Source organism: Pseudomonas sp. GW822-FHT03F04, from assembly GCF_058801405.1.
Window position 1 is genome coordinate 92,298 of record NZ_JBXANF010000005.1, and the last position, 16,757, is coordinate 109,054.

General features: G+C 60.2%; 22 protein-coding genes. 12 read left to right on the forward strand and 10 right to left on the reverse strand.

What is annotated here, in order from left to right; all coding sequences use genetic code 11:
• Position 1: 1 nt before the first annotated feature.
• The 3 genes from tusD to AC1RMX_RS12825 all read right to left on the reverse strand — a co-directional run bounded on the left by tusD (position 2) and on the right by AC1RMX_RS12825 (position 1,531).
• Positions 2 to 394, reverse strand: coding sequence for a sulfurtransferase complex subunit TusD (gene tusD, locus AC1RMX_RS12815; RefSeq protein WP_096822657.1), 393 nt, complete (start codon positions 392 to 394; stop codon positions 2 to 4).
• Between the two features lie 77 nt (positions 395 to 471).
• Positions 472 to 1,176, reverse strand: a complete 705-nt coding sequence (locus AC1RMX_RS12820; protein WP_096822639.1) for a YoaK family protein — start codon at positions 1,174 to 1,176, stop codon at positions 472 to 474.
• A 25-nt stretch (positions 1,177 to 1,201) separates the two neighbouring features.
• Positions 1,202 to 1,531 (reverse strand): DUF6388 family protein, encoded by a 330-nt coding sequence (locus tag AC1RMX_RS12825; protein WP_096822638.1) that lies wholly within the window; start codon positions 1,529 to 1,531, stop codon positions 1,202 to 1,204.
• Between the two features lie 136 nt (positions 1,532 to 1,667).
• Here AC1RMX_RS12825 and AC1RMX_RS12830 point away from each other — a divergent pair, with 136 nt between their 5' ends.
• Complete coding sequence (locus AC1RMX_RS12830; RefSeq protein WP_096822637.1) at positions 1,668 to 2,018, forward strand: hypothetical protein; 351 nt, start codon at positions 1,668 to 1,670, stop codon at positions 2,016 to 2,018.
• Positions 2,019 to 2,038: 20 nt separating this feature from the next.
• Here the strand turns inward: AC1RMX_RS12830 and AC1RMX_RS12835 are convergent, their stop codons facing one another.
• Positions 2,039 to 2,464: a GNAT family N-acetyltransferase gene (locus AC1RMX_RS12835; protein ID WP_096822636.1), complete on the reverse strand. Its 426-nt coding sequence runs from the start codon at positions 2,462 to 2,464 to the stop codon at positions 2,039 to 2,041.
• A gap of 149 nt (positions 2,465 to 2,613) precedes the next feature.
• Between AC1RMX_RS12835 and AC1RMX_RS12840 the strand changes: the two genes are divergently transcribed.
• From AC1RMX_RS12840 to AC1RMX_RS12855, 4 genes are all read left to right on the forward strand, one after another.
• Positions 2,614 to 3,051, forward strand: a complete 438-nt coding sequence (locus AC1RMX_RS12840; protein ID WP_085712365.1) for a hemerythrin domain-containing protein — start codon at positions 2,614 to 2,616, stop codon at positions 3,049 to 3,051.
• A gap of 223 nt (positions 3,052 to 3,274) precedes the next feature.
• Complete coding sequence (locus tag AC1RMX_RS12845) at positions 3,275 to 3,910, forward strand: lytic polysaccharide monooxygenase auxiliary activity family 9 protein (protein WP_096822635.1); 636 nt, start codon at positions 3,275 to 3,277, stop codon at positions 3,908 to 3,910.
• A gap of 39 nt (positions 3,911 to 3,949) precedes the next feature.
• Positions 3,950 to 5,014: a chitinase gene (locus AC1RMX_RS12850; protein ID WP_493072121.1), complete on the forward strand. Its 1,065-nt coding sequence runs from the start codon at positions 3,950 to 3,952 to the stop codon at positions 5,012 to 5,014.
• Between the two features lie 83 nt (positions 5,015 to 5,097).
• Positions 5,098 to 5,688 carry an NUDIX domain-containing protein gene (locus tag AC1RMX_RS12855; protein ID WP_493072123.1) on the forward strand — a complete coding sequence of 197 codons (591 nt, stop codon included), beginning with the start codon at positions 5,098 to 5,100 and terminating at the stop codon, positions 5,686 to 5,688.
• Here AC1RMX_RS12855 and AC1RMX_RS12860 read toward each other — a convergent pair.
• The gene (locus tag AC1RMX_RS12860; RefSeq protein ID WP_493072125.1) at positions 5,685 to 6,200 is read right to left on the reverse strand and encodes a methylated-DNA--[protein]-cysteine S-methyltransferase; all 516 of its coding nucleotides are present in this window, start codon (positions 6,198 to 6,200) and stop codon (positions 5,685 to 5,687) included. The genes AC1RMX_RS12855 and AC1RMX_RS12860 overlap by 4 nt on opposite strands.
• A 135-nt stretch (positions 6,201 to 6,335) precedes the next feature.
• Between AC1RMX_RS12860 and ggt the strand changes: the two genes are divergently transcribed.
• From ggt to AC1RMX_RS12875, 3 genes are all read left to right on the forward strand, one after another.
• On the forward strand, positions 6,336 to 8,063 hold the full coding sequence (gene ggt, locus AC1RMX_RS12865; RefSeq protein WP_192558390.1) for a gamma-glutamyltransferase: 1,728 nt from the start codon (positions 6,336 to 6,338) through the stop codon (positions 8,061 to 8,063).
• A gap of 66 nt (positions 8,064 to 8,129) precedes the next feature.
• A complete protein-coding gene (locus tag AC1RMX_RS12870; protein WP_096822630.1) occupies positions 8,130 to 8,663 on the forward strand; it encodes a cysteine hydrolase family protein in 534 nt (177 codons plus the stop codon).
• A 109-nt stretch (positions 8,664 to 8,772) separates the two neighbouring features.
• A complete protein-coding gene (locus AC1RMX_RS12875; protein ID WP_493072127.1) occupies positions 8,773 to 9,786 on the forward strand; it encodes a lysozyme inhibitor LprI family protein in 1,014 nt (337 codons plus the stop codon).
• Positions 9,787 to 9,790: 4 nt separating this feature from the next.
• Here the strand turns inward: AC1RMX_RS12875 and AC1RMX_RS12880 are convergent, their stop codons facing one another.
• Entirely contained in the window at positions 9,791 to 10,432 is a 642-nt protein-coding gene (locus AC1RMX_RS12880) for a TetR/AcrR family transcriptional regulator (protein ID WP_192560978.1), read from the reverse strand.
• A 124-nt stretch (positions 10,433 to 10,556) separates the two neighbouring features.
• Here AC1RMX_RS12880 and AC1RMX_RS12885 point away from each other — a divergent pair, with 124 nt between their 5' ends.
• Positions 10,557 to 11,015 (forward strand): GNAT family N-acetyltransferase, encoded by a 459-nt coding sequence (locus AC1RMX_RS12885; RefSeq protein ID WP_493072129.1) that lies wholly within the window; start codon positions 10,557 to 10,559, stop codon positions 11,013 to 11,015.
• A gap of 118 nt (positions 11,016 to 11,133) precedes the next feature.
• Positions 11,134 to 11,748 carry a hypothetical protein gene (locus AC1RMX_RS12890; RefSeq protein ID WP_096822627.1) on the forward strand — a complete coding sequence of 205 codons (615 nt, stop codon included), beginning with the start codon at positions 11,134 to 11,136 and terminating at the stop codon, positions 11,746 to 11,748.
• A gap of 63 nt (positions 11,749 to 11,811) precedes the next feature.
• Here the strand turns inward: AC1RMX_RS12890 and AC1RMX_RS12895 are convergent, their stop codons facing one another.
• Positions 11,812 to 12,357 carry a hypothetical protein gene (locus tag AC1RMX_RS12895; RefSeq protein WP_096822626.1) on the reverse strand — a complete coding sequence of 182 codons (546 nt, stop codon included), beginning with the start codon at positions 12,355 to 12,357 and terminating at the stop codon, positions 11,812 to 11,814.
• Between the two features lie 79 nt (positions 12,358 to 12,436).
• Positions 12,437 to 12,730: a DUF7693 family protein gene (locus AC1RMX_RS12900; RefSeq protein WP_192558388.1), complete on the reverse strand. Its 294-nt coding sequence runs from the start codon at positions 12,728 to 12,730 to the stop codon at positions 12,437 to 12,439.
• Between the two features lie 159 nt (positions 12,731 to 12,889).
• Between AC1RMX_RS12900 and AC1RMX_RS12905 the strand changes: the two genes are divergently transcribed.
• Positions 12,890 to 14,335, forward strand: a complete 1,446-nt coding sequence (locus AC1RMX_RS12905) for a SulP family inorganic anion transporter (protein ID WP_493072131.1) — start codon at positions 12,890 to 12,892, stop codon at positions 14,333 to 14,335.
• A 19-nt stretch (positions 14,336 to 14,354) separates the two neighbouring features.
• On the opposite strand, the gene AC1RMX_RS12910 is transcribed toward AC1RMX_RS12905, so the two are convergent.
• A complete protein-coding gene (locus AC1RMX_RS12910) occupies positions 14,355 to 14,873 on the reverse strand; it encodes a carboxymuconolactone decarboxylase family protein (protein ID WP_493072133.1) in 519 nt (172 codons plus the stop codon).
• Between the two features lie 133 nt (positions 14,874 to 15,006).
• On the opposite strand from AC1RMX_RS12910, the gene AC1RMX_RS12915 reads away from it, so the two are divergent.
• Entirely contained in the window at positions 15,007 to 15,828 is an 822-nt protein-coding gene (locus tag AC1RMX_RS12915; protein ID WP_493072135.1) for a cupin domain-containing protein, read from the forward strand.
• A gap of 3 nt (positions 15,829 to 15,831) precedes the next feature.
• On the opposite strand, the gene AC1RMX_RS12920 is transcribed toward AC1RMX_RS12915, so the two are convergent.
• Positions 15,832 to 16,725, reverse strand: coding sequence for a DMT family transporter (locus tag AC1RMX_RS12920; RefSeq protein ID WP_493072137.1), 894 nt, complete (start codon positions 16,723 to 16,725; stop codon positions 15,832 to 15,834).
• Positions 16,726 to 16,757 lie beyond the last annotated feature (32 nt).

Below are 16,757 nucleotides of genomic sequence, written 5' to 3' on the forward strand. Positions count from 1 at the left end.
GTCATGCGCCTCCGAAACAGATCAGACGGTCGGCATCCTGAACCGCGTCATGCAACTGGCCGAGGCCGGACAATTCCCACGGTGCGCTGACCGCCACGGCATCACGCTGATAACGCCCGGCTTCCTCGGCATTCAACACGCCACGGCGCAAAGCGGCGGCGATGCACACCACACCGTCGAGGTTTTGTTCGGTGATAAACGTTCGCCACTGTTTGGGCAGGTCCAGTTCGTCCTGCGGCGTGACCACGGCGTCAGACGCGTTGTAGACACCGTCCTGATAGAAAAACAGCCGGACGATTTCATGCCCGCCGGCCAGCGCAGCCTGCGCGAACAGCAGGGCGCGGCGCGAGGAGGGCGCATGGGCGGCGGAAAACAACACAATGGCGAACTTCATGACGGACTCGATCAGCAAAACTGCGGCCATGATAAAGCTTTCTCGGCGGGGCGGCGAAGTGGATGTTGCCGCAGACTTCAGCGCGGCATGTACCCCAACTGCCAGCGCCGGGGGATTTTCAGCGAGATCAGGCCGATCAACGCAGCCAGCAATCCGCTGGCGTACAGCGCTTTTAGCCCCAGGTGATGCTCCAGCACGGCACCGAGGATGGCGCCGATGAACATGCCGCTCCACGGCACCAGTTGCACGCGCCAGCCATTGCGCCGCTCGCCCATTATCCAGCGTCCCAGACCGCGACCGAACCGCGAGAGTGCACCGGTGACATAGGTCAGTCCGACCGCCAGACCGTTCACTTCTTCCACCGCGGCATTGAGCATGCCCATGGCGGTGATTGCCGCTAGCAGCGCCGGCAGTTGCACGTCTGACGGCCAGGCGGCGGCCCCGCAGAGCAGTGTCGCGATGCACAGCAGCAACGGCAGTGCGCGGCGCCTGCCGAGGCGACCGATCACCACGCCGAGGGTGTTGCCGAGGATGAACGTCGCGACCAGGATCACCAGCCGCAGCGTCAGACTCACATCGCCATCACTGATCGCCACCGCCAGCCGTGTGGTGTTCCCGCTCATGAATGAAACGAAGTCACCACTGGCCATGAAGCCGATGGCATCGGTCATCCCCGCCAGGACCGAGAGCGCGGCCACCATGGCCAGCCCTACGCGACCGCGCCATTTCTGCATATGCAAGTGGCCGGGGCTGGCGCGGTGAGTCGAGAGGGTTGGCAGCATTGGTGCGGATGTCCTTGCGTAGAGGTCAGGGTTCTATGCCATAAAGGTCGCAATATTCCAACCAGTCCATCCCGGCCATCTCCGCCACTTCCCGGTGCACTTCCAGGCGTTGCGCCTGATAGTCCTCGGGCGTTGCAGCGGTCAGTTGCAGCGTCAGTTCCCAGGCAAACAAGCCCTGGCTTTCGGCCTCGGCTTCGAAGGCTTCGTGCAGGCGTTCTTCGCGGTACTGTGCCGGGGTTTCGCCTTTGGCCTGGGCCAGCAACGGGTTGAGATGATCGAGGGCTTCGCGCACTTCAGGGTGTGCATCGAGAAACAGTTTCAGGGCATGTTCATGTCGCTGGTCGGTAGGCGCCATGGGGTTTCCTTGTGGGGCTGATGACCTTTAATGTGCCGCAGCGGCCGGCGGGTGTCGCGCTCTAAATGCAGTAAAGCAGAACGATTTTGCGCGTTGCGGTGATACAGTCCGTTTTTTTTCCGAATGAGCGAATGCAATGCGAATGCTGATGGTGGCACTGGCGGCAACCCTGCTGGCCGGTTGCGCGGGTTCGGCGATGGAAGACGCCCGCACGCAAACCCCTTACAAGGTCCTGAACTCGGACAAACCCGAGAAAGTCGTGGCCCAGTGCGTGCAATTCGCCTGGCAGGACGAAGCGGTGTTCGGCGTCGATGCGGCGGCGTATCTGCAACCGGGCAAGAAGGGCGGTTCGACGGTCTACACCCGTTCGGCGGAGTCGTTTGTCGACGTGACCACGAATGCGTCCGGCACGGTGCTGAGCTACTACGCGCAGAAGGATGACTTTGTCGCCAAGCGCCGGCTGGCGGCGTTGGCGACCTGTCTGTAACACCTGGCGATCCGCGGGGTTCAGACGTCCAGACGCTTCTGGAAAAACATGCGTTTGTGCCCCGGCGGGTAATCCGACAACTCGCCAAACTGGCTATATCCCAGCTTTTTGTAGAATTCCGGCGCCTGAAAATCGAAGGTGTCGAGCCAGGCCCCGATGCAACCCTTCTCACGCGCCAGGTCTTCGGCCATGCGCATCAGTTTCGACCCGATCCCCTGGTGGCGACCCTGCTCCGGCACCGACAGCAGATCGACGAACAGCCACTGGCAGACCAACCGGCCATAGAGTCCACCCAGAATGGTGTCGTGTTCATCGCGTACCAGCAGCGTGAGCGGCTCCGATACGGCAATCCCGGCCTGAGCGACGTTGTAGGCGTGCAGCGGCGCCAGAATGGCCAGGCGTTCTTCTTCTGTAGAGTCTTGCGACAGCTCGATCCGTAAACTCATGTGCAACATCCTTATGGCAGTGAACCGGCAGCCTATCGCGCCTCGGTCAATTGATCCATCCCGGCATCGAACAGTTGGAACCGTCGCTCCAGCGTTGGGGTCTAGCCCTTGAAGGCGTTCATTCCGAATGCGTTTATCGAGGAGAGTCCATGAACATTTTCGAAGCCCTTCGCGAGAGCCACGATCGCCAGCGTGGGTACGCCAAGACCTTGATCAAGACCAGTGGCGATACCCCGGAACGCGTCGAAGCCTACAAGCAACTCAAAGCCGAACTGCAGGCCCACGAAACGGCCGAAGAACGCCACTTCTACATCCCGTTGATGGAGTTCGACAACGGCGTCGATCTCAGTCGCCACGCCATCGCCGAACACCATGAAATGGACGAAATGATGGAGGAGCTCGACGAGACCGAAATGTCCAGCCCGGCCTGGCTGGCCACGGCGAAAAAGCTCTCGGACAAGGTCCATCACCACTTGAAGGAGGAGGAGCAGAAGTTCTTCCAGATGGCCGGCAAGCTGCTCGACGACAAACAGAAAGAACAGCTCGCCGGGCAGTATGAAAAGGAGTTCAAGGCGCAGCTTCCCTGAGCCGGTGAATGCAGGTTTTTGTAATGACGCCGTGTAGGCTTTTTGCCATGCGTTGGGTGAGCGTCGTCGCAATGTACTGTATTTATATCCAGTATTTTCGGTGTTTTACGCATTTCACCGCCGCAGGCTGCGACAAAACCGCCGATGGACAAAAAATCCCCCTCCGTTAGCTTGAAGGCCTCTCCTCGGAAAGGAGAGTTCTTAAATCAACGGAGTGAAAAACATGAACCAACCACAAGCTCAAACCCAACTGCGACACGGTCGCGTCATTTCCCCTGCAAGCCGCGGTGCGGTGGCCATCGAACAAGGACTGCTCGGTGGCTGGCAGGTCAACGAGATGGAAGGTGGCAAGAACTTCCCGGCACTGGCGGCCGGCCCGTTCCCGGCGCCTTTCGAGTCGGATAACCCGAGTGTCGTGCCTCCGGCCGACGGCCACATTCTCAGCGGTGGCAAGGACGATGCCCGCGATTGCGTGAACTTCACCGACGAGGAAATGAGCAAGAAACTCGGTCGTCCGTTCACCTGGCCGCTGCTCAATGTCACCCCTGGCCAGACCCTTGAAGTCAAATGGGAATACACCGCGCCGCACACCACTCGCGGTTACCGCTGGCTGATCACCAAGGATGGCTGGGACCCGAAACAACGCATCACCCGTGCACAACTGGAAGCAAAACCGTTCGCCGAGGACTTCTATCCGCAAGTGCCGTACTACAGTCATGCGGCGGAGCTGAAGGCCAAGGTCAATCACGCAGTGAAACTTCCGGCCAACAAGCAAGGTCATCACGTTGTTGTCCTGATGTGGATCGTCGCCAACACCGGCAACGCCTTCTATCAGGCCTTCGATGTGGACTTCAAATAAGTCCGTAACACCCACCTACACGTTCTGAAGGATTAGAACATGTCAAATATCGACTTCACCTTATTGCAAAACCAGGCGAGCGACGCGGCTTCGCTGATGCCGAGCATCGCTGGCAAGAAGATCCTCATGGGTTTCTGGCACAACTGGCCGGCCGGCCCAAGCGATGGCTATCAGCGTGGTCAGTTCGCCAACATCGCCCTGGAAAACGTGCCCAAGGACTACAACGTGGTTGCGGTCGCATTCATGAAGGGCAGCGGGATTCCGACCTTCAAGCCGTTCAACGTCTCCGATGCCGAGTTCCGCCGCCAGGTTGGCGTACTCAACAGCCAGGGCCGGGCCGTGCTGATTTCCCTCGGCGGCGCCGATGCGCACATCGAGTTGCGTGCCGGGCAGGAGCAGCCGTTGGCCAACGAAATCATCCGTCTGGTGGAAACCTACGGCTTCGACGGGCTGGACATCGATCTTGAACAGAGCGCGATTGATTTCGCTGCCAACAAGACCGTCCTGCCGGCCGCCCTGAAACTGGTCAAGGATCACTACGCAGGCCAGGGCAAGCATTTCATCATCAGCATGGCCCCGGAGTTTCCGTACCTGACCACCACTGGCAAATACGTCGGTTACTTGCAGGCGCTGGAAGGCTACTACGACTTCATCGCGCCGCAGTTCTACAACCAGGGCGGTGACGGTGTCTGGGTACCGGAGGCCAACAATGGCAACGGGGCGTGGATCGCGCAGAACAACGATGCGTTGAAAGAGGACTTCCTCTATTACCTGACTGAAAGTCTGGTGACCGGCACTCGCGGATTCACCAAAATCCCTGCGGACAAGTTCGTCATCGGCCTGCCGGCCAACATCGACGCCGCTGCCACCGGTTACGTGATCGACAAGAACGTGGTCGGCAATGCGATGAAACGCCTGGCGGTCAAAGGGCACCTGATCAAGGGCCTGATGACGTGGTCGGTGAACTGGGACAACGGCACCAGCAAGGATCGCGTGCCGTACAACTGGGAGTTCAGCCGGCGTTATGGACCGCTGATCAACGGCGTGGCGGCTGCCTCGCCGGAGCCTGATGTCGCGATAGCGGACATGGCCCACCAGCGGTAATCGAATAAAAAAGCCCGGTAGCGCTGCCGGGCTTTTTTTCGCCTAACATGGGGCCTCCCGATGACAACAATGGATGAAGCGTCATGCCCAACACCGCCGAGCGGATCAATATCGTCGACACTCAGGTGTTGTCCCACGACTGGTATCTGCTGAAGAAAATCACTTTCGACTACCTGCGCAACAACGGTGAATGGCAACGCCAGACCCGCGAGGTCTACGACCGTGGCAATGGTGCGGCAATTCTGTTGTTCAACCGCGAAAAACGCACAGTGGTACTGACTCGCCAGTTCCGTCTGCCGGTGTTCGTCAACGGTCACGACGGTTTGCTGATCGAGGTCGCTGCCGGGTTGCTGGAAGGCGCAGCACCGGAGCAGCGCATACGCGATGAGGCCGAGGAGGAAACCGGTTACCGCGTGCATGACGTGAAGAAGGTGTTCGAGGCATACATGAGCCCGGGTTCAGTGACCGAGAAGCTGCACTTCTTCGTCGCCGAATATGACGCGAAGTCGAAGGTCGGCGATGGCGGCGGCCTGGAAGAGGAAACCGAAGAACTTGAAGTGCTGGAGTGGCGTTTCGACGATGCACTGGCAGCGTTTCATCGAGGCGAAATCTGCGATGCCAAGACCATCATGCTGTTGCAATACGCGGCGATGAATAACTTCTTCGGCGCTTAAAACAGATCACCGGTCTTGCCGATGTCCGACCACTGGCCACCTTCCAGTGTCAGCAACCGCTCCTTGGCTTCAAGGCCTCCGGCAAACCCGGTCAGTTTCCCCGACGCTCCGATCACCCGATGACAGGGCGCGATGATTGAAATCGGGTTTCTGCCGTTCGCCGCGCCCACCGCACGCACTGCGCTGGGGTGACCGATCTGCCGGGCAATCTGGCTGTAGGTGCGGGTTTCGCCAAATGGAATGGTCAGCAACGCGGCCCAGACCTTTTTCTGGAACTCGGTGCCGGCGAAATCCAGATCCAGATCGAACGCACTTCGCGTTCCGGCAAAATATTCTTCCAGTTGCTGCGCGGTTTTCATCAACACCGGATTGTCCGGGGCTTCGTTCATCGGCCCGAGGCGCACCCGGTTCGGTTTGTCGTTTTCCCAGAGGATGGCGGCCAGTCGTGAACCGTTCGCGACCAGCTTCAACTCGCCAACGAGCGAGGGCAGGGTGATGAACGTGTAGGCCATGGGGAAAACTCCGGATCGGCTCGGCAACAGCGCCCAGCATACTGCCGGATCGGGGAGGCGCAAACCGCAATCGCGACCATACTGGCTGATGCTCTTGAAGCGCTTTCCTACCTTATAAAAAGAAGAGACCGACTCATGAAGTACGAACCTTTTGCCAAATCGCTGATTGCGACCTCATTGGCGCTCAGCTGCCTCATGGCCCACGCCGCCTCCGTGGCACCGGTTGCCGCCGAAAACGGCATGGTGGTCACCGCCCAGCATCTGGCGACCCATGTGGGTGTCGATGTACTGAAAAGTGGCGGCAATGCGGTGGATGCGGCGGTCGCCGTAGGCTACGCACTGGCGGTGGTTTACCCGGCAGCGGGCAACCTCGGTGGTGGTGGTTTCATGACCATTCAACTGGCGGACGGACGCAAGACCTTCCTCGACTTCCGGGAGAAAGCCCCATTGGCCGCAACGGCCGACATGTACCTCGACAAGCAGGGCAACGTCATTCCTGATCTGAGTACCCGTGGTCACCTGGCCGTTGGCGTTCCTGGCACCGTGTCCGGCATGGAGCTGGCGCTGAGCAAGTACGGCACCAAACCGCGCAAGGACATGATCGCCCCGGCGATCAAACTGGCGGAAGAAGGTTTCGAACTGGAACAGGGCGACGTCGATCTGCTGGATTACGCCACCGACGTGTTCAAGAAGGACATCAAAGACTCCGGCGCGATCTTCCTGAGCAACGGCGAGCCGATGCAGGTCGGGCAGAAACTGGTGCAGAAGGACCTCGGCAAAACCCTGCGCACCATCTCGGAGAAAGGTGCGGACGGTTTCTATAAAGGCTGGGTCGCCGACGCGATCGTCACGTCCAGCCAGGCCAACAAGGGCATCATTACCCAGGCCGACCTCGACAAATACAAGACCCGCGAACTGGCTCCGGTGGAGTGCGACTATCGCGGTTATCACGTCGTGTCGGCGCCACCGCCAAGCTCCGGCGGGGTGGTGATCTGTCAGATCATGAACATTCTCGAAGGCTACCCGATGAAGGATCTGGGCTTCCATTCGGCCCAGGGCATGCACTACCAGATCGAGGCGATGCGCCACGCGTATGTGGATCGCAACAGCTATCTGGGCGACCCGGATTTCGTGAAGAACCCGATCGAACACCTGCTGGACAAGAACTACGCGACCAAGCTGCGCAACGCGATCCAGCCGCAGAAGGCCGGCGTGTCTGCGGAACTCAAACCCGGCGTTGCGCCGCACGAAGGCAGCAACACCACGCACTACTCGATCGTCGACAAATGGGGCAACGCGGTGTCTGTCACCTACACCCTCAACGACTGGTTCGGCGCAGGCGTGATGGCGAGCAAGACCGGGGTGATCCTCAACGATGAAATGGACGACTTCACCTCGAAAGTCGGCGTGCCGAACATGTATGGCCTGGTGCAGGGCGAAGCCAACGCCATCGCGCCCGGCAAGGCGCCGCTGTCGTCGATGAGCCCGACCATCGTGACCAAGGACGGCAAGGTGGTGATGGTGGTGGGCACGCCGGGTGGCAGTCGCATCATCACGGCAACCTTGCTGACCATGCTCAATGTCATCGACTACGGCATGGGCCTGCAGGAAGCGGTCGATGCGCCGCGTTTCCACCAGCAGTGGATGCCGGAACAGACCAACCTCGAAGACTTCGCCGCCAGCCCCGACACGAAGAAGATTCTCGAGAGCTGGGGCCATAAGTTCGCGGGCCCGCAGGACGCCAACCACATCGCTGCCATTCTGGTCGGAGCGCCGTCGCTGGGCGGTAAACCGGTCGGCAAGAACCGCTTCTACGGCGCCAACGATCCACGGCGCAACACCGGGTTGTCATTGGGTTACTGAGAAGGGTAAAAAGGGGGCGGGCACACGTCCGCCCCTGTCTCAAGGACCGATCAAGGAAGGCTCACCATGACCACCGCATTGCTGATCATCGATGTCCAGCGCGCCCTGTGCACAGGTGAATACGAGTGCCACGACATCAAACGGGTGATCGACACCATCAACGGCCTCAGTGCCCGCGCGCGCAAGGCTGGGGTTACAGTCGTACTGATCCAGCATAACGAAAAGGACAGTCCGTTCGTCCACGGCACCGAGGGCTGGCAACTGGCTGACGGCCTGGCCACCGCGCCGGGCGATCTGCGCGTCGACAAGACCGCCAACGACTCGTTCTACCAGACCAACCTGCAGAAACTGATCCCCCGGGAAGACTTCGACCGCCTGGTGATCTGCGGTCTGCAAACCGATTACTGCGTCAACGCCACCGTGCGCCAGGCCCATCAACTGGGCTATGACGTGGAACTGGCGGCCGACGCACATTCCACCGTCGACAACGGCAACATGAGCGCCGAAGACATCATCGCCGAACACAACAAGGACTGGGCGCACCTGACCGGTTCCGTAGCACGGATCGATGTGAAGCCGGCGGCTGACATCGCGTTCTGATGCTCTTTTGCCGAAGCCCCCGGTTGTCTGCCTGCAACCGGTGAAAAGTCCAGAGCATCGATAGCCCGGGCGCGGCATACTGCCGCCGCCTCAGGAATGGAATCTGTCGATGCTCGCTTTCAATCTCCGTCACGCCTTGCTGCTGACGTCCCTCGTTTTTGCTGCCAACACTCACGCTGCCAGTTTTGACTGCGCTGGCGCTTCCAGCCCGGTTGAAAAAGCCATTTGTGCGGACCCGTATACGTCGAGACTTGATGAGAAACTTGGGGTGCTTTGGCAGACAACGTTGGCGCAGGTGGCTGACCCGCAAGCGCTCAAGGCCGACCAGCGGCAGTGGCTGAAGAACCGCAAGGGCTGCGACCAACAGATGGCCTGTCTGCGTCGGGAATATCTGATGCGGATTGCCGAACTTGAGTACGCCGCCAAGCCGTTCAATTGGGACTCTACCTGGCAGCTCATCCCAGGAAGCCCTTCGTCCGCCGCAGAAATAAAAACCAAGCGGCGCGACGCGACGCATATAAATTTTGATGTTTCGGCAGCGGAGGGCGGTAACTCCGGCAATCTGGAAGGCGTTGCTTCGTTGAAGGGGAAACAGGCCGATTACGACGAAGAACAATGTTCGCTGAGTTTTACGGCAATCAACGGAATACTCCACGTGATGCAGGACGGTGCCAATGCCGACTGCGGCGGTGGGATGGGTGTTTATTACGCTGGCCGTTATGTGGCATCCGACGAACCCTTGAAGCTTGATTACGATTTGCTCAGCCTCGGTTTGGCCCGTTCAACTGAAGAAAACGAAACGTTGCGCACATTGCTCAAGACTGACTATCAATTGCTGGTGGAAATATCCGGCTCAATGATGACTGGCGACCCCAGTGCCGATGTGCCGGGCAGTCAAATGGTGGAGATGTGGATGCGTGGTCTGGGCAATACCGCGATGTTCATGAGTGCGCCAGACAATCAGTTGTGGGTAATGGTGATGGCCTACGACGGACAGGGAAAATCCCGTGTCCGTTACTACACCAACGTGCCGCAATGGAAGACTCGTTTACCCGATGCCATGCAGGCCTGGTACAAGCAGAAGTCGGCTGAAGGAACGCTGCCGCTGGATTTCATGCCCTGACTCTTCAAGTCGCAAACATCAACCTGCGCACATCACTCACCGGCTCGGACACCACACCGCCCAACACCAACCGCGTAATGGTATCCGCCGCCACCGCATAATCCTCATCCTGCGGCACTTCCCGCCCGGTGATGCGCCCCATCTGCCAGCCGATATTGGTGTAGGTGCGCGTCGCCGACCAGATGAACAACATCAAATGCTCGGGATCGACCGGGGCCAGCAAGCCGCGTTCGATCCAGCTGCGCAGGCACTCGACATTGCGCCTGGCTTCGGCATGCAGCAGGTCGCGGCATTCGTCAGGCAACTGGCGACCGCCCAGCAGCAGTTCACCACTGAACACTTTGGCAATTGCCGGATGCTCGCGGGCAATGCGGATGCGCGCGGCGACGTAGGCGCGCAGGCCGATCAGCGGGTCATCACTCTCGCGCAGCACCGCCGAGGCTTCCAGCAGCGGCTCGACGAAGCCGAGCAGCACTTTGCCGTAGAGGTTTTCCTTGCTCTGGAAGTAGTAATACAGATTGGCCTTGGGCACCCCGGCACGGGCCGCGATGTCGCGGGTCTGGGTCGCGTCGAAGCCGTTGGCGGCAAACTCTTCGCTGGCGGCTTTGAGGATCTGTTGCTGGTTGCGTTCGCGGATGCTGCTCATGGACGGCAGGGAAGGTCTGGCCATTTCGGGCTCGCAATATACAAAACTATATAGCGGTTAGGCCAGCGTACTCGACGGACAGCGCTATGCTGGTGCAATCATTGGAATCGATCGGGGAGGGGATATGAGCCTTCAGGCACAGCGCGCCCACGCGGAACATCTGGATGCGGTAGCCGAACTGTTCGACGGTTATCGCGGTTTCTATGGCCAGCCGTCGAACCTGGCGCAATCGCGGGCCTTCATCGCCGAACGCATGGCCGGCAATGAATCGGCGATTTTTCTGGTTGAGGACGAAAGCGGTAATGCGCTGGGATTCGTCCAGTTGTACCCGACGTTTTCTTCGATAGACGCCCACCGCACCTGGCTGCTCAGCGACCTGTTCACCACGCCGGCCGCCCGAGGCCGTGGCGTCGGACGATTGCTGATGAACACCGCGCGCGACTTCGCCGTGGAAACCGGTGCCAAGGGGCTGGTGCTGGAAACCGCCACTGACAACTTCACCGCCCAGGGGTTGTACGAGTCCCTCGGTTGGGTGCGTGACACCGGGTATTACACTTACGTGCTCGACCTGCGGCAGGGCTGAGCCGGCAATATTTTCAGGTTTTCCCGAATCAGGTCTTTTCCCGAGCGCGGGCGATCACTAGAATCCGCCCCGGCGCTCCGCAATGGAGGCTCTTTGATATCACTTTAGGGACGACATCATGCAATTCGGGAAAATCCTTGCGCTGGGTCTGGTGCTCACGCTGGGCGGCTGTGCCAGTTTCACCAAGGATGAAGTAGCACCGGTCACGCTGCCATCGATGGCCAACTACACCAACAAACCTAACGTTTATGTGGATTTCGACTTCTACCAGGGCGAGCCGAAAAGCGCTTCCGCCGTGGAGATTCCGCAAGCGCGTGACAATCTCAAGCCACAGCTGCAAAAGATCCTGAAGGATTCAGGTCTGTTCGGCCGTGTGACCCTCGATCAGTTCGAGAAGCAGCCAGGCGATTACAGCCTGCGCCTGAAGATGTACAACCATCCGCCGAATGCCGGTTCGATGGTACTGGCGTTCATCAGCGGTTTCAGCATGATGGTCATCCCGGCCTATGGTACCGACCAGTACACATTGAGCCTGGAAACCCTCGACCAGAACGGCCAGGCGATGGCCACTGCCAGCAACCATGACGCGGTTGGCACCTGGTTCGGTATCTGGTTTATCCCGCTGATGGCCAACACCCCTAAAGACGCGGTTAATGACACCTTCAATCGTCAGGTCAACGCGCTGCTCAAGCAGTGGGCTGAAAGCAACAGCCCGAAATACTCGGCGCTCTGAACGACTCGCCCGTCGACAGGAAGCCAAAAAAAGAGCCGCAATCGCGGCTCTTTTTTTTTGCCCTTACTTCAGGGCCTGGATGAACTGAGGATCGCTGTACAGATCCTTCAGCAAATCCTGCAGCATCGGGTTGTAGGCGTTGGTCGCGTTGGGGATCGCGATGAAGCCGAAGAAGCTGCTGTTCCACTGATGGCTGACTTCTTTGGTCGCGTCGTACACCACGTTCTTGCCGTCGAGCATCGTGAAGCGCGCGGCAATCTTGCCGTCACCGGTGCCCATCCCGGCATTCAACTGGTTTTTCACTACCAGCACTTGCAGGTGGCGAGTGGCGTTCGGGTCGAGCAGGCCGGCCTTGCGCAGTTCTTCGGTGATCGCGTCCTGGATATGCGCCGGGATGCTGCCTGTCGGCGACTTGATCGGGTTGGCGCGGACCATCAACGAGCCTTCACCCGACTCGGCGGTAACCTGCGGATTGCTGATCGCGTGCAGCGGCGGAGTTTGCTTGAGCTTTTGAACGTTGTCGAAGCTTGGCTCGTAGCGGGTCATGGTCATGCCACAGCCTTGCAGGAGCAGAGCAAACAGCGGGACCAACAGCAGGGTTTTTTTCACGGCAGTTCCTTGCGCGTTGAAGAAGGGGGGGCGAATTATGGGCAGAGTGCCATCATCCGGCAACCTTCTTTGCCGTGAGTCAATCAACCTGTCGCAACAACGCTTCGATCCGGGCCAGTTCCCAGGTACTCAGCAGGCTGACCGGATCGGTGCCAAAGCGTTGCCGGGTGTCGAGTGTCCATCGACGACCTTGCGGACAACGACAGTCGCAACAGTGGTGCAGGTGTTGGCCGTCGAAGTCGAGTTGCAGGTTCCAGCCTTCAATGTCGACTGAAACCTGACCGGATCGCGGGCCCGTCACCCGGAAATGGCGCACGCCCAGCGCGGCATCACGCAGGCACTGGCAAACTTCGCGGGCGGATAAAGGTGACATGTTCAAACCCGTAGATTAACCAAGCCCGCAAGCATAGAGCGCCAACCCGCCCCTGTCAGCAATCACTGGCCCGTGCCCGGGCATTTGCGTAACATCCGCAACCCTCTTTTTCCCGCGAATGCAGCGGCCGTCCGTGTCGGCCGCTTTGTCAGGTAAGCCATGAAACCGATTCGTCTGCGCGCCGATGTCCTGGCCGGACTCACCACCTCGTTTGCCCTGTTGCCCGAATGCATTGCGTTTGCGCTGGTGGCTCACCTCAATCCGCTGATGGGCCTGTACGGCGCCTTCATCATTTGCACGCTGACCGCGTTGTTCGGCGGCCGGCCGGGCATGGTGTCCGGGGCGGCCGGTTCGATGGCGGTGGTGATCGTCGCGCTGGTGGTGCAGCACGGCGTGCAGTACCTGCTGGCGACGGTGTTGCTCGGCGGGTTGATCATGATGGCGTTCGGGCTGTTGCGCCTGGGCAAACTGGTGCGCATGGTGCCGCACCCGGTGATGCTCGGGTTCGTCAACGGTCTGGCGATCATCATTGCGCTGGCGCAACTGGAGCATTTCAAAAGCGGTGAGCAGTGGCTCAGCGGCACGCCGTTGTACCTGATGACCGGGCTGGTGCTGCTGACCATGACCATCGTCTACCTCCTGCCGCGCCTGACCCGCTCCGTGCCGCCGGCATTGGTGGCGATCCTCGGCGTTGGGGCGCTGGTCTATCTGCTTGGCCTGCCGACCCGCACCCTCGGCGACATGGCGCACATCGCCGGCGGTCTGCCGACGTTCGCGCTGCCGGACATTCCGTGGACGCTGGACACCCTGCGCATCATCGCGCCCTACGCGATTTTGATGGCTATGGTCGGCCTGCTGGAAACCCTGCTGACCCTCAACCTCACCGATGAAATCACCGAAACCCGTGGCTACCCGGATCGCGAGTGCGTGGCGCTGGGCGCGGCAAACATGGTGTCCGGTGCGTTCGGCGGCATGGGTGGTTGCGCGATGATCGGCCAGACCGTGATCAACCTCAGTTCCGGCGGGCGCGGGCGGTTGTCCGGGGTGGTGGCGGGGGTGCTGATCCTGCTGTTCATTCTGTTTCTGTCGCCGCTGATCGAGCGGATTCCGCTGGCGGCGCTGGTGGGGGTGATGTTCGTGGTGTCGCAGCAGACGTTTGCCTGGGCTTCGTTGCGGGTGCTGAACAAAGTGCCGCTCAACGATGTGCTGGTGATCATCGCGGTAACCACCATCACGGTGTTCACCGATCTGGCCACGGCAGTGCTGTGCGGGATCATCATCGCGGCGCTGAACTTTGCCTGGCAGCAAGCGCGCGAACTGTATGCCGATGAACACCTGGAAGCCGACGGCAGCAAACTGTATCGCCTGCACGGTACGCTGTTTTTTGCCTCGACCACGCCGTTCCTCAATCAGTTCGACCCGGCCAGCGACCCACAGCGGGTGACGCTGGATTGCCGGCACCTGAGCTTTGTCGACTACTCGGCCATCGCTGCGTTGAAAACCCTGCGCGAACGTTACGCCAAGGCCGGCAAGCAATTGCAGGTGTTTCACCTGTCCGAGCGCTGCAAGAAACTGCTGAAACGCGCCGGGGTCGATCACGACTGAGATCGACCCCGGTCACTGATCAGGCATCGATGGCCGGGAAATCGATGTCGGTCAGCGCCACGTTGTTGAGGTAGTTGGTCAGGGTCTGCGCGGCGACGATGGCGATCGTTTCGATGATCTTCTTGTCGTCGATGCCGGCAGCGCGGGCGGCGGCGATCTGTTCATCGCTCAGATGGCCACGGGTTTCCGTCAGTTGATGGGCGAGGGCGGCGAAGGCGTTCAGCCGACCGTGACGCGCCTCGACAATCTCCTGCGCTGCCAGCCCGGCCTTGCTGGCAAACAAGGTGTGCGCCGCCAGGCAATAATCGCAGCCGTTGACCTGCGACGTGGCGAGGTACACCGCTTCTTTTTCCTTGGCGCTCAGGGACGTTTTGCCCAGTGTGGCGGAGATTTGCACGTAGGCATCCAGTGCGGCGGGCGCAACAGCCAAGGTCTTGAACAGGTTGGGCAGGAAGCCGATTTTTTTCTGCACGCCTTCAAGCGTCGGGCGAGTGGCGTCGGTGGCGGTTTCGAGGCTGACAGGAACGATGCGGCTCATGGTGATTCTCCGAAAGTCCGGTGCGAAGTGCGCCGGGGATGGAGGCCATACTATTGAGCGCGACTGGTGCTTTGGGTGCAAATCGTCGAGGATATGCGACAGATCGTCCAAACCTTCCGTCGGGGATTCTTCCATGGATCGCTTGTCCACGTTGCTCAGCCACTTCGGCGTCAATGCCGGCACCTTCCACAGCGGCACCTTCTGCGGCATCAGTGCCTACGGTGGCGATCAGGTCTGCGGCCATGTGCATCTGTTGCAGGCCGGGCAGGTGCTGCTCAAACCGGGGAATGAACCGGAACTCACCCTCAATGAACCGACCCTGATTTTCTTCCCCCGACCCTTTGCCCACCGACTGTTCGCCGACGAGGCCATGAACACGCAACTGGTGTGCGCCTCGCTGACGTTTGATGGCGGCGCTGGCAATGCGCTGGCGGCGGCGCTGCCGGATTATCTGGTGCTGAAACTCGCCGACCTTCCTGAAATGGCCAGCACCCTGGAGTGGTTGTTTAAAGAGGCATTCGACGGCCATTGCGGGCGTGAAGCGGTGATGGATCGGTTGTTCGAGCTGTTGGTGATTCTGTTGCTGCGGCATCTCATCAGCAGTCGCAATCAGCAGCCGGGGATGATGGCGGGGTTGGCGGATCCGAAGATTTCTCGTGCGTTGAGCCTGATGCACGACCAACCGGCCAAGGCCTGGAGCGTCGCCGAACTGGCTGCGACCGCGCATGTGTCCCGCGCCGGTTTTGCCGAGCACTTCCGGCGAGTGGTGGGGCAGACGCCGGTGGATTATCTGGTGAGCTGGCGAATCAGCCTCGCGCAGAAACGCCTGCGCGAAGGCCGACCGATCGCCCTGATCGCCGAAGAGGTCGGCTATGAAAGCCCTTCGGCGCTGGCCCGGGCGTTTCGGCGCAAGACCGGGCTCAGTCCACGGGAGTGGAAAGCGGGAGTGAGTTGAAGGTCATTTGGCGAATTTCTTCGCCCCGGCGACGCACAGGATCACGCCCAACGTGACCACCAGCATGCCGACGCTGACCTGTTCATGCAGCAACGTCGCCGCCAGCGCCAGACCGAAGAACGGCTGCAACAACTGCAACTGCCCGACCGCCGCAATCCCGCCCTGGGCCAGGCCGCGATACCAGAACACAAAACCGATCAGCATGCTGAACAGCGAAACGTAAGCCAGGCACACCCACGCCGACACGCTGATGCCACTGAACGAGACGGGCGCCAGCCACAGGCTAAGCACGGCCATCACCGGCAACGACAACACCAGCGCCCAGCAGATCACCTGCCAGCCGCCGAGGGTGCGCGACAGTTTTGCGCCTTCGGCATAACCGAGGCCGCAGGCGAGGATCGCCGCCAGCATCAACAGGTCGCCGGTGGGCGAGGCGGTCAGGCCTTGTGAAACCGCAAAACCGACCACCAGCGAACTGCCCAGCACCGAAAAGATCCAGAACACCGGACGCGGCCGTTCGCCTCCACGCAACACGCCGAAAATCGCTGTCGCCAGTGGCAGCAATCCTACAAACACAATGGAATGCGCCGACGTCACGTATTGCAGCGCGAGGGCAGTCAATAACGGGAAACCCACGACCACGCCCAACGCCACGATCAACAACGAAAACCACTGATTCCGCGCCGGACGTCGTTCGCGAAACAGCCATAACAGGCACAGCGCCAACACCCCGGCGATGGTGGCGCGGATGACGGTGAGGAACACCGGGTCGAATTCCAGCACTGCCAGCCGCGTGGCTGGCAGTGAACCGCTGAAAATCACGACGCCGATGAAACCGTTGATCCAACCACTGGTTTTTTCCAGGGCCGGTGCGGGCAGATTCGTGGTTCGTTCCATGTTGGGTCACGCTCAAGAGTGGGGTTGCTTGT